The sequence below is a fragment of the Tateyamaria pelophila genome, from assembly GCF_019966495.1.
GTDB lineage: Bacteria > Pseudomonadota > Alphaproteobacteria > Rhodobacterales > Rhodobacteraceae > Tateyamaria > Tateyamaria pelophila.
Genome location: NZ_JAIMIA010000137.1, coordinates 1 through 10,838 on the forward strand (window position 1 = coordinate 1; position 10,838 = coordinate 10,838).

14 protein-coding genes are annotated in these 10,838 nt (G+C 61.8%); 2 read left to right on the forward strand and 12 right to left on the reverse strand.

What is annotated here, in order from left to right:
* Positions 1-27 precede the first annotated feature (27 nt).
* The 12 genes from LC354_RS23700 to LC354_RS23755 form a co-directional block, all read right to left on the reverse strand.
* Positions 28-2,970: a DUF7146 domain-containing protein gene (locus LC354_RS23700; RefSeq protein ID WP_223428450.1), complete on the reverse strand. Its 2,943-nt coding sequence runs from the start codon at positions 2,968-2,970 to the stop codon at positions 28-30.
* Complete coding sequence (locus LC354_RS23705) at positions 2,967-3,272, reverse strand: helix-turn-helix domain-containing protein (protein ID WP_223428451.1); 306 nt, start codon at positions 3,270-3,272, stop codon at positions 2,967-2,969. The genes LC354_RS23700 and LC354_RS23705 overlap by 4 nt, the downstream gene beginning before the upstream one ends.
* 12 nt (positions 3,273-3,284) lie before the next feature.
* Complete coding sequence (locus tag LC354_RS23710) at positions 3,285-4,568, reverse strand: ATP-dependent DNA helicase (protein ID WP_223428452.1); 1,284 nt, start codon at positions 4,566-4,568, stop codon at positions 3,285-3,287.
* Positions 4,565-5,338, reverse strand: coding sequence for a hypothetical protein (locus LC354_RS23715; RefSeq protein ID WP_223428453.1), 774 nt, complete (start codon positions 5,336-5,338; stop codon positions 4,565-4,567). Before LC354_RS23715 ends, LC354_RS23710 begins: the two co-directional genes overlap by 4 nt.
* Positions 5,339-5,351: 13 nt before the next feature.
* Entirely contained in the window at positions 5,352-5,552 is a 201-nt protein-coding gene (locus LC354_RS23720) for a DUF6511 domain-containing protein (RefSeq protein ID WP_223428454.1), read from the reverse strand.
* A gap of 164 nt (positions 5,553-5,716) precedes the next feature.
* On the reverse strand, positions 5,717-5,950 hold the full coding sequence (locus tag LC354_RS23725; protein ID WP_223428455.1) for a hypothetical protein: 234 nt from the start codon (positions 5,948-5,950) through the stop codon (positions 5,717-5,719).
* Positions 5,947-6,702 (reverse strand): hypothetical protein, encoded by a 756-nt coding sequence (locus LC354_RS23730; RefSeq protein ID WP_223428456.1) that lies wholly within the window; start codon positions 6,700-6,702, stop codon positions 5,947-5,949. Before LC354_RS23730 ends, LC354_RS23725 begins: the two co-directional genes overlap by 4 nt.
* Before the next feature lie 5 nt (positions 6,703-6,707).
* Positions 6,708-7,556 carry an ATP-binding protein gene (locus LC354_RS23735; RefSeq protein WP_223428457.1) on the reverse strand — a complete coding sequence of 283 codons (849 nt, stop codon included), beginning with the start codon at positions 7,554-7,556 and terminating at the stop codon, positions 6,708-6,710.
* Positions 7,553-8,038, reverse strand: coding sequence for a hypothetical protein (locus LC354_RS23740; RefSeq protein WP_223428458.1), 486 nt, complete (start codon positions 8,036-8,038; stop codon positions 7,553-7,555). The genes LC354_RS23735 and LC354_RS23740 overlap by 4 nt, the downstream gene beginning before the upstream one ends.
* 24 nt (positions 8,039-8,062) lie before the next feature.
* Positions 8,063-8,392, reverse strand: coding sequence for a hypothetical protein (locus tag LC354_RS23745; RefSeq protein ID WP_223428459.1), 330 nt, complete (start codon positions 8,390-8,392; stop codon positions 8,063-8,065).
* Positions 8,389-8,613, reverse strand: coding sequence for a helix-turn-helix transcriptional regulator (locus LC354_RS23750; RefSeq protein ID WP_223428460.1), 225 nt, complete (start codon positions 8,611-8,613; stop codon positions 8,389-8,391). Before LC354_RS23750 ends, LC354_RS23745 begins: the two co-directional genes overlap by 4 nt.
* 279 nt (positions 8,614-8,892) lie before the next feature.
* Positions 8,893-9,564: a hypothetical protein gene (locus LC354_RS23755; protein WP_223428461.1), complete on the reverse strand. Its 672-nt coding sequence runs from the start codon at positions 9,562-9,564 to the stop codon at positions 8,893-8,895.
* Between the two features lie 101 nt (positions 9,565-9,665).
* Between LC354_RS23755 and LC354_RS23760 the strand changes: the two genes are divergently transcribed.
* Positions 9,666-10,340, forward strand: a complete 675-nt coding sequence (locus LC354_RS23760; protein WP_223428462.1) for an XRE family transcriptional regulator — start codon at positions 9,666-9,668, stop codon at positions 10,338-10,340.
* A gap of 339 nt (positions 10,341-10,679) precedes the next feature.
* Positions 10,680-10,838: DUF2924 domain-containing protein (locus LC354_RS23765; protein ID WP_223428463.1), on the forward strand; the 159-nt coding region annotated here is incomplete at its 3' end.

Here is a 10,838-nt window from a genome sequence, read left to right on the forward strand (position 1 = left end):
GATAAAGCATTGCGATAGGCTGGATGTTCATGGGTCGAGTTCCTTCAGCCAATCGGGGCATGGGGACCTTGGGGGACCTTCATTTTGAGGTCCCCCCAGAGGTCCCCCTCCATAAGCCTTTGTTTTCTCATAGCTTTGGGGACCTGGGGGACCTGGGGGACCTTTTTCCAGCTCCTCCTTATCGTGCGCGTGTGCGCGCATGCGCATGTGTGAAGGGGTCGGAATAGGTCCCCCAGGTCCCCCAGGTCCCCCTCGGCCAATGTTTTCAACAGGTTGGCTAGGGGGACCTCCATTTTTGAGGTCCCCCTTTGAAGACAGAGGTCCCCCAACCTCAGATTGATTTGCCGTTTTTGATGGAGTCTGAGCCTCACAAACCTCGAGTTGCCACCGTGTTGTCTTGTGCGAGACGCCGGCTTTGCGAACGCGAACCGCGCGTGTTTCCAGCCGAAACACCCGATCCCGCATGCGCGAAATCGATATTCCAAAGGCTGTTTTCTGGGCACGCTCAGTGCCGCCGCTCATGGGCGGAGCCGGATCGCAGAATACGGCGACATCGAATAAGTCTGCCGCGCCGACAGGAGCCGTTCCGAACCGATCCCACCAAGCTGCGATGAACGCGCTCCAGCCCGCCCCTTCGCTGTCGGAAGCTGCCATCATCTCGTCGAGGTTGGTCAGGAATCCGGGGATACCAGCGGTTTCCAACACTCCCCCGATGACCTGTGCCCAGTTCTCATAGGACCCGATGGTCTTTGTGCCACGCGGCTTGCCTGCGGCAATCCAAGCCTGGCAGAGCATCAGGCAGGCCGCCACGATGCGGGCGCGGTTGGCGCGGATCCAGACCATCAGGTCAGGATGCCGAAAGCCGCCGCGCTGCCAGGGACGTTCAACATTGGCATCGAGCCGGATGCGCACAAGGCGGCGGGCCATTTCGTTGGAGAACTCGGGGTTGTTGCCGGTCGCAATCCAGAGGCAGCGGATGGGCAGACGGGTCATTTCGGACTGCCCGAGCACACGATCCTCCCAGAAGGGCGCGGTGAGAGCGGCCGCCACGGCGGAGCTGTCGAGCTTGGCACGCAGGTTGTCGATCAGGATGATCGAGGGAATCTGGCGCAGCTTGGCGGTGACGCGCTTGCGCCATTCTTCGTCATCGCGCCCCTCGGTCATGACGCTGGCCCCAGTGCCGGTCAGGATCGTGGCCACGGCATCGACCATCAGCGTGGCGCCGGTGCCGGGCGTTGGCTTTTCGATCAGATGTAGCGGCGTTGGTCCGTCAATCATGCCGCGCAGGAAGCCGAGCAGCAGCAGAGCCACGACATGCGCGCGTTCCGCCTCCCCGGTGAAGGGGAAATCCCCGAAGAGGTCCTCGCAGATCAACTCGCGCGCCGCGGCAATTTCAGCCTCACTGGGGCGCTTCGGAATATCTGGCACGGTGAAGCCCGGTGCTGGCACATAGAGCAGCCGCGCGTCCGGGTGATAGCCCGGCTCGGTGATCAGCGTGCCGCTTCGGCCGAACACCGGAGTATTGACGATGCCGGTGAGCACCGGCAACGCCGGATCGGGCGTGGCGAGCACCGATTTCACGGTGGCCACCGGCGGCGGCGCTGGCAGCAATTCGCCTTTGGCGTTTTCGCGCACCCAGCGGGCGAGGCGTGCCAACATGTGCCGCAGACGTTCTTCGTTCAGGATGGTGGCGACGGGTCGGCCTTCGTCATCCGGGACGACCCAGGTGGGCTGGCCTGCGAAGCGGAACACCCAAGGGGTGCGGTTCGAGGCCATGACGACGCTCCAGACCTGCGCCACGGCCCGGCCAAGATCGCCCTCGTCGGCGCGCAGGACAGGGATGTCGTTGCCAGTGCCCTGGTAGTTCAGAGGCCGGTGCTGACCAATTTGCAGCACGGCATCGGCATCGACTTCTTGTTCTGTTGCCTCAATCAAACGCGCCACGACTGACGAACCGGCCCGCAGCAACATGTCGTTGAAGTCCTCGCCCTCCTCGGGCGGTAGCGCGATGGCGACGTCTCGGCCTTGTGCACGAAGCCTGCGAGCGCTGGCCTCAGCGGCACGCAATCCCGCACCGGATGCATCGTGATCGGCCAAGATCAGCACGCGCTGCCCGGCCGGGGGCAATTCCACCTGCTCAAGTCCGGAGGTAGAGAGTGTCGCCCAGACCGGCAGGTCCGGACAGGCCGTCATGACCGCGAGACCGGTTTCGATGCCTTCGCACAGCGCAACCCGCCCATCTTTGCCAATCGGTGCCAATCGGACGGCGCCACCGGCTATCCGACCCAGCATCATCTTGGGCTTGGCGATCGGCGCTTTGCGCACCTCGTTCGCGTCCTGAACGAGGTAAGTACGGTGCAACCCGATCACATCACCGCTGCGATCGCGCACCTGGCCAAGAAGCGCTGGATAGCCGCTCTTTGTCTCCCAATGCGTCAGATCGGGATGAAACAGCAGGTCACTTGCATCCGGCAGCGCAAGGCTGCGGGCCTGCAGATACGCCGCGGCAGGGGTTTCGATGATGGAGACGGCCTTGGACAGGATATAAGCGATATCCTGCGACGCGTCGCGCTTTGGCGCAGGTTTGGCTGCAGGGGCCTGGCGCAACGGGGCTCCGGGTTGCACGCCTGCTATCTCCGCCGACTCAACGATCAGATCACGCCCGGTCAGCCCAGTGGCCGCCTCAATGGCACTGATCGGCCCGCCGCCTTCATTGCCGTCAAAGTCAATCCAATCCCCGGCATGCGGCCCGCGCAAGGTGATGACGCAAGAGCCGGTATTGCGCGGCGCATCACCCCGGATATTGGCCAGCCGCCATTCATCACCGACGCGCTTGCCGTTCGGGAACAGCCGCGGCACCCAGTACTCGGCCGTCTCGCGCAGACGCTGGACGATCAGGTCCAGATCATAGCGATCAGCTTGGGGCCGCAAGGGCATGACGTCGTTGAGATCGATCACCACGGCGCTCATAGGAACACCTCCGGCGGGACCACGCCGCTGAACCAACTGCGGTCGCTCCGGATCGCGGTAAAAGCAAACCCTGGCCCTGGATGCGATCGGTTCGGAACAATCCAAAGGTCTTCACGCGCATCGTAGAACGCGCCATGGTTCTTGCCGAAACACCTTTCAAGAAAGCGCTCGATTGGTATCTCACGCAAGCCCTGCTCCAGGTTACGCAGTTCATCAACACTGGTCCCGGTCCGGCGAGCCATGGCTTGCAGGCTCGCCTCCTGTTCTGCGCGCGAACGCGTATCTCGAGATGGCTTTTTCATATTAAACTCCTTTCAGGACAGGATCAGCAGGCCGTGTTCAGCCCGGGTAATGGCGGTGTAGAGCCAGCGTTTGCGGTCCTCAGCGGTGTGCCCGAAGCCGTCATCCACGACGATCACGGTGGGGTACTGGCTTCCTTGGCTCTTGTGGCAGGTGATCGCGTAGCCCCAGCTGGACTGGATAAGCCCGCGGCAGGCCATCCATTCGCGGCGATGGCAGTCGGGATCGAAGCGCACATGGTCATCGAATTCCCCGCGCCAGAAATCCTGCGCCCCCGAGATGCAGGTGCCGTCCTCGGTCCGCACGGTCGCACGGAAGGCCCTGTCATTGCGGGGGTGCGCCTGCACGTCTGACAGATGCAGGAACATGCCGTTGATCAGACCCAGATCGTGGCGATTGCGCAGGCAGATGATCTTTTCGCCCGCGCCTGCGGGATAATCAGCGTCGAACCCGGCAGCGCCCTTCATCGCTGTGTTGAGCCGCCGACGGGCGGCATGCGTGCCGCAGATCACCTGACCACCGTGCAGCATTTGCGCCGGACTCACCTCGTGGCGCGACATCTTCCAGACCTGATCATCAAAGGCACCAAAGGGGATGTCCTGTCCCTGTCGCGCCATGGTCGCGAGCCGCAGGATCGGGCTATCAGCAGCCTGCCGGTGCACCTCGGTAAGCATCACATCCGGCACAGCTTTGGTGAAAAACCCCGTGCCGTTCACGGGCGGCAACTGGCCAGGATCGCCGAGCACCAGGATCGGCTTGCCAAATGCCAAGAGGTCATGCGCCATGTCCTCCCCCACCATCGAGACCTCGTCGAGCACCAGCAGGTCGGCGTCGCGCAGGGCGGATTGCGGGTTCAGCACGAAGCGCGGCTCATGGATATGATCGAGCCTGAACTTCAGTTGTCTGATCTGGGTTTCGGAAAATCTGCGTTCGGCTAGCCCCATGCGCGGCAGGTCGCGCTCCAGCGACGCCAGATCTTCGGTCACCCGTGCAATCTCCTCAGGCGACGCATCGGAATTACGATAAATCAGGCTGTGGATCGTCTGGGCCGGGGTGCCTTTCTGCATCATCACATGAACGGCCTTGCCAGTGAAAGCCGCAAAGATCACGCCGCCCAGACCGCCGGGTGTCATGGGTCGCAGTCCGAGCGCCTCGATCGCCATGGCGGTGATGGTGGTCTTGCCGACCCCTGCATACCCAAACGCCCGAAACACCTGCTGCTCATGCGTGCGATGCTGATACCAGTCGCGGATGGCGGCTATGGCGCGCATTTGCGCGTCCGAGAGGATCACGCTCATGCCTGACCCTCCGACCAGCAGCGCGCGCCGAAGGGGCAGAAGCGGCAGAGGAAAAAATCGGCATGGGCGGCAACACGGGGCAGAAGATCGCCTGCATCCGCGGCACGCAATACGTCCACCCCCTTGTCTGAGAGCGCCTGTGCAGCGGCCGCATCAAAGGACACATGTTCGTGGTAAAGCTCGCAGGTGTCCTTGTTCAGCGCGGTGAACAGCGCGGCCTCAAGCTCCATATAGGCCATGTAGATCTGCATCTGCGCGAAATAGACCGGCTTCGAGGCCCGCACGCCCTTCTTGGCGGTGTCGTTCCAGCTCGACGCCTTCAGCGCCTTGTGCTCCCAGAGAACGGGCCAGGAAATTTCAAGATTGGGGCCGCCAACGATGACGCCATCGACATGACCACGGATGCGGCCGCCTGCGGTCTCGAACCCAAATTGGCCGCCATCGCGCTTTTCAGTACGCAGATCAAACCCCGCCTGCCTCAGCCAGCGGATGGCCAGATCCTCAAAGACATGGCCCGCCTCGAAGATGCGCAGCGTGCGTCCTTCGAAGTCCTTTCCCGGATCGACCGGGGTTTTGGTGAATTCATAGACGAGCCGGCGCGCGCAGGGTTCGCCAATGCGGCTGGCACCAAGGTAGTCCCGCGGGCGTTGGCTATCACGCTCCGTAACAAGGGCCTTATCGATATGGGCATTGATCCGCGCCCCGAGGGGCTGGGGGTCCATAGCCGCACGTCCGTAGACGCAACTGGATTTATGGTTCAGGTCAAGCATACTCATCTCCGGGTCAAAAAGGGACATCGCCCGCATCGGACTGGCGTTGCATCGAGGCCTGAAAGCCTTCGACGCAGGCCTCGATCACGCTGTCGATGTCAGCGGCCGGGCGATCAAAGAAAGGTTCCATCAGCCCCATCTCCGTCAGCGCCTCGGCGAGGTCGCGGCGCGCCTCACGGATCGCGCGGGTTTCCATGTCGGTCTTGTCGATCATTCCGTGGTTCCTTTTTGCGTTGGCCGAGCCCGCCGTGAGGCAGGCCATCGAGCAGAAGCGGTGATGGGGATGGCGGTCCCATCGCAGCAGGTGACAGTAGCCGAAGCCCCTGGCTTCCCTGCCGCAGAGCGCGCAGGGAACGCGGCGGGCGAGGTCGGCGCGGCTCACCCCATGAGCAGGTCGTCCAGCTTTTCCCGTTCCGCTGGATCGGGTCCTTGAGTCCGCCGCTGCGTGGCCAGCACGATGAATCGGCTGATCGCGTTTGACGCCATGCATTCGAGATCCTTTCGCGTGAGGGTGGCGATGGGGCGGTCGAGCCGCCCCCGCGCTTCCAGCCAACGCCCCATTGCGAGCGCCGCTTGCGTGGTGACATGCGCCTGCCAGTCATCCGGGCTCATGGGTTCAGCCAGGCCGGGCCCTGCGACGGCTGCGTGCCGCCACCGGTCTTGGGCGCGTCGGTGGACGGCGTTTCGGATTGGGCGGGACGCTGCGGGGTGGGTGCCGGCGCATTCCATGCAGCTGCGGTGGGCGCGGCAGCGGGTTGCGACTGACCCCATGCCGGGGCAGCGGACTGCGCCGGGGCGGCCGCGGGACGTGATTTGTGGGAGGGCTGCGCAGGTACCGCTTCGCCCGACATGACCTTTTGCCATTCGGGCGCAGTGGGCAGGAGCACATGGTCGAGCTTGTTGGCGTCCTTGTAGGCCGGGTTGCGGTTCGGCTCGATCTGGATCTTGGCGACGAAGGTGATGCCGTCGAGATCGGCCAGCCCGCGCAGCATGCGCTTGGCCTTGGCGGCCTCGCTCATGTCCTCCGGGTTCAGCCCCAACGCGCTGTCGATCATGGCCCGGAACTGGCTTTTGGAGATTTTCCAGCCGATCGACTGGCCCTGTTCGTCATGCTTGCCGCCCTGCACGGTGAAGTTCTGCCAGAACTTGCGCCGAGCAAACGGACCCTCAGCCACGGTGAACTCGGCATCGACCATGCGCACGTCACTGCCGGGCTGGTTCGAGGGTTTCAGCAGCCCGCGATCAACCTCGCTCATCCCGTCCGTGCCACCCTTGCGGATGGACATGGTCACCTTGGCAAATGTGCCGTCGGGGATCAGATCGCCGGATTGCTGTGGGGCGACGTCATTCATATCGAAGGTCATGGGAATTATCCTTTCTGGGTTTGATTGATTTTGGTGAGAAGCGCGCCGAGATCGGCGGGCTCGGTCAGGTCGAGACGGCCTGAGCGGTCTTTGGCGGGCAGGCCCCAGGGATTGCCGGAACGACAAACAAGACGCCGGACCTCTCCTTTGTCGGGATCATGGCGCCAGGTGCTCGCCCCATCTGCACCCGCTTCCTGCGTGAACAGATCAAGGGTCAGGACCTGATCGACGATGCCGGGCAATTCGCGTGCGACCTTGCCACCCTCCAGCTGCGGCTGGAACGTCGCCCGGTTCATGTCGTCGACGACCTTCTCGAGAATGCCGACGAAGATGACGGTTCGCCCTGGCGCGTACTGCAGATGCTTCAGCAGGCCGATCACCTCGCGCGCCAACAAGCCATACGCGCCGCGCGTGTCGGGTTTGCCGGTCCGCTCCGAAAGCGCTTCGGGTCGGGCTTTGGCCCAGGCCATAGCCTGTCGGGTCAAATCAGTGATGCTGTCGACGAAGACAATCCGCTTGCTGTCGAGCCGCGTGGCCAGCTCGGGGTAGAGGCCACGCAGATGCGTGTAATGCGCCTCCGAGAAATGCTCATCTGGTTGAGCTGCCGGGTTTGCGCCCCCAATCAGACAGGCGATGTCGACGGCATCGGCGAAACGACGAATGGGCAGGCTGTCGCCGCGCCAGTCCTGAACAGATTTCAGACCAGCTTCGAGGTCGAGGCAAACCGTTTCCTTCTCGGGCATGGTCTTGACGAGGGTCGTCTTGCCCGACCCACTCGGCCCAAACAGTGCGATGGTGGTTTTGCCTTGCGCCTCCTGCAGGCGCTCGTCAGCGGAGAAAATACGCAAGCTCATGCACCCTCTCCCATCTCGAGCGTGACCTTCAGCGTGCCGGTCTTCACGGTGCGCGCAGGCTCAAAGTCTTTCCGAATGGCATCAGGCCAGGCCGTGTATTTCCGCTCCGACACCTTTATGGTGATGTCGACATACTGGGCGGGATCGTCCCCGGCGGCGCGGATGCGCGCGACCATGGCTGCAAGCGTCTCCTGGTCCCAGTCGACCCGTTTGGGCAGATCGGCCACGACGGTGTAGTTGCCATCCGCGAGGCGCACAGTGCCGGTGTCCTTGCCGCAAGCCCGGCGCGCCTCAGCGGCGCGGGTGGCATAGCGCACCTCAAGGGCCGTGTTGAACCGCGCGCTCGCCATGCGCAGCTGCTTGGCGGCATGGGCCAGCTCGCCTTGTAGAGCGGCCAACAATTCCACCGGCATCTGCGCCAGATCGCCAGTCGGCATGTTGAGCATGTCATCCACGCTCGGGGTGTTTTGGGGATAGGTCATTGGGATTCCTTTTTTGGGGACAGGTCAGGCAGCAGCGGCCAGCTGCTTCACAGAGGCAGAGGGAACGGTGCCCTTGTGCGGGCGGGCGATGGCGAAATAGGCAAAGTGGTCAGGACCAAGTCGTTCCTGGTAGAGATGGACGCGGCCAAGCTCTGAAAGCCGATACGCAGCGTCAGCCGTGGCCCGCAGGCCTTCGAGGGCGTCCTTGCCAAGCAGTGAGACGTTCGGGGTCGTGTCGACGATCAAAAAACCGTGGTGATAAAGCAGCCGCGCACCAGGCTCGGCGACATCAACCCACGCCATCAGCGTGATTTCTGAAACAGTCGACGCGCTGGTCAAGACAGCGGCGCTCATGCGGCACACCTGACAACAGTCAGGCGCTGCTCAGAGTCGCCCGCCTCGATATGTTTTGCCTCAAAGGCCAGGATGTCTGTCTGGCGATAGCGCACGTGCCGGCCAATCCGTACGAACTGCGGCCCACGGCCTTCAGCGCGCCAACGTTCCAAAGTACGCGGCGCAATGTTCCAGCGCCGAGACAAGAGCTTCGTGCTCAATAGGGTGTATTTTTGCTCCATAGCGGTCCTCATCGAGTTGATGAGGGCAATTTGCCAAACCCTTGGGTTGGAGGTCGTGGCACAAACGGTCGGTGAGCAATTTTAATTTTTATTGGAAATTCAATACTCGACAAATTTTCGGTCGGAGCTCCAACCCTTCACCAACCGTTCACCAACCAAGCACCGACCGAACGCCAACCAAATGAATGTGGTCGATCGGGCACGGCCGCGAATCACGGCCCGCTCAAGACATGAAAAAGCCCGCTCGAAGCGGGCCCGTTTACGCAAAGATATCAGCCCTCAGTGACCGAGACGCATGCTCACAACCAAGGCTGGCTCCAACATATAGAAGCCTCGTCGCCCCGACACGGGAAGGACAATATCACGCCATCCCCGTCGACTGGAAAAAAGGTAACTCAGCTTCACCGAGGCCGATCCCGCCGCCTCCAGAATATGCACACCGCGCTGTTCAGGATCACCGGTGACGGCGCAGATGAACAAATAGTTCAAAGCCCGCGCCTGCATGTCCGTGAACAGGTAGTGCTTTCCTTGAAGCTCAAACGCCAAAAACCGATCATAATCATTGGCATGCGGCGCACCAGCTGCCATTGCCGTGGCTTCCAATTGCTCACGTTCGTCAGCGCGCACAAGCAAAGCGTCCCGATAGACAATCCAATCTGCGCCGCCCTCTGACGTCGTCACGGCGCCGCCATTCTGCAGAAAGCACGCGACGGGACATGACTGTTTGCGCAGCACACGCATCGCGTCGCGTCTCTCGAGATCAACCACGCCCTCGAAGTCCGGGTTGCGCCGACCAGGACGGTCCTTTCGATCGATGACGGTAAAGGGTCCATAGATGCGGACCGACAGTGTCAGCTGACCCATCTCCACGACATAGTTTAACTCCGACTCTGAAATGCCCCAGTCCGCCAGAACCTCCGTCAGGGTGAAATATTCTCGTGGAATCAGCATCAGCATCGCCTCTTTTGTTCACATATTGTTCCTATTCATTTGACGATCCCACTTCAACAGATTAGATATCCTATTTAGTCCACAATTGACTGGGGATAACCATGATCGTCACAAACATCGCGCAGCGACTGAAGGCGCGGGCTTTTCAACTCGACATGACACCCGCAGCGCTGGCCGAGGCCTCGGGGCTCAACCGATCCTTCGTTTACGACATCATCCGCGGCAAATCCGTGCGCCCGAGCCGTTCCAAGCTGCAGAAGGTTGCAGATGTTTTGAAGGTCGATGTTGAGTGGCTGATCGACGGCGATGGAACAGTCGAGGGCGAGGCGCCCAAGATCTATTCCCCAGACACCACGTTTGTTGGCATCTCAGGCGTCAAGGCAAAAGCCTCAGCGGGTGGTGGGACGGTTGTGCATGCCGAGGACGAGCAAGCCAGCAAGCTGTATCATTTTCGGCTGTCCTGGATTGAAGACGAGTTGGAAGCCACCCCGAAGAGCCTCCGGATCCTGCGCGTCACTGGCGACAGCATGATGCCAACCCTGAACGATGGCGACACGATCCTCGTCGATATGAGCCGCCAATCGCCCTATCCCCCCGGCCTTTTTGTTCTGCACGACGGCATGGGCCTGATGGCCAAGCGGATCGAACATATCCCCTCCAGTGACCCGCCGCGCATTCGCGTCACCTCGGACAATCCCAACTACTCGCCTTACGAGTGCCTCTTGGACGAGGTCAACATCGTTGGCCGGATTCGCTGGTATGGCCGCTGCGTCTGAACAGAGCGGCCGCCATAGAGCGACTCAAACCGACATAGGTCGACAAGCTTCTGGTTAAGCTTGTTAAACAGGACTTTCAGCCGTCTTCTTGGGGCCGAACCCGAAGAGGCATTGCATGAAAAACCAGCCACAAAGTAGCGGCTCGGGCCCCAACCCCCTGCCCCCAGACCGCATGACGGCGCATGAACGCCGCACCGAGCTCTATAGTCTGCTTGCCAAGGCCGTCGTGCGCCTCGTAGATCTCGATCGCGACCCTCTATCCCAAAATAGTGGAGACAGTTCGCTACACTTCCCGCGCAAACAGAGCGGTACTGCAACTCCAACTCAGAGGAGATCTGCATGACCACACACGAACCCATACTGGCGCGCCTGGCTGCGTTAAAAGCCATGACCGTCACCGACCTGAAGGCGGAATGGCAGGCGCTGTTCGATGCCCCTGCCCCGAATAACAGCCGCAGCTTTCTGGAAAGCAGGCTGGCCTACCGTATTCAGGAGCTG

What these genes read in the sequence shown, in the direction of transcription:
- LC354_RS23720 (WP_223428454.1), bottom strand. Translation starts at nt 5,552, where the DNA reads ATGATCGACAAGACCGACATGGAAACCCGCGCGATCCGTGAGGCGCGC.
- LC354_RS23740 (WP_223428458.1), bottom strand. Translation starts at nt 8,038, where the DNA reads ATGACCTATCCCCAAAACACCCCGAGCGTGGATGACATGCTCAACATG.
- LC354_RS23730 (WP_223428456.1), bottom strand. Translation starts at nt 6,702, where the DNA reads ATGACCTTCGATATGAATGACGTCGCCCCACAGCAATCCGGCGATCTG.
- LC354_RS23745 (WP_223428459.1), bottom strand. Translation starts at nt 8,392, where the DNA reads ATGAGCGCCGCTGTCTTGACCAGCGCGTCGACTGTTTCAGAAATCACG.
- LC354_RS23735 (WP_223428457.1), bottom strand. Translation starts at nt 7,556, where the DNA reads ATGAGCTTGCGTATTTTCTCCGCTGACGAGCGCCTGCAGGAGGCGCAA.
- LC354_RS23750 (WP_223428460.1), bottom strand. Translation starts at nt 8,613, where the DNA reads ATGGAGCAAAAATACACCCTATTGAGCACGAAGCTCTTGTCTCGGCGC.
- LC354_RS23760 (WP_223428462.1), top strand. Translation starts at nt 9,666, where the DNA reads ATGATCGTCACAAACATCGCGCAGCGACTGAAGGCGCGGGCTTTTCAA.
- LC354_RS23705 (WP_223428451.1), bottom strand. Translation starts at nt 3,272, where the DNA reads ATGAAAAAGCCATCTCGAGATACGCGTTCGCGCGCAGAACAGGAGGCG.
- LC354_RS23710 (WP_223428452.1), bottom strand. Translation starts at nt 4,568, where the DNA reads ATGAGCGTGATCCTCTCGGACGCGCAAATGCGCGCCATAGCCGCCATC.
- LC354_RS23715 (WP_223428453.1), bottom strand. Translation starts at nt 5,338, where the DNA reads ATGCTTGACCTGAACCATAAATCCAGTTGCGTCTACGGACGTGCGGCT.
- LC354_RS23725 (WP_223428455.1), bottom strand. Translation starts at nt 5,950, where the DNA reads ATGAGCCCGGATGACTGGCAGGCGCATGTCACCACGCAAGCGGCGCTC.
- LC354_RS23700 (WP_223428450.1), bottom strand. Translation starts at nt 2,970, where the DNA reads ATGAGCGCCGTGGTGATCGATCTCAACGACGTCATGCCCTTGCGGCCC.
- LC354_RS23755 (WP_223428461.1), bottom strand. Translation starts at nt 9,564, where the DNA reads ATGCTGATTCCACGAGAATATTTCACCCTGACGGAGGTTCTGGCGGAC.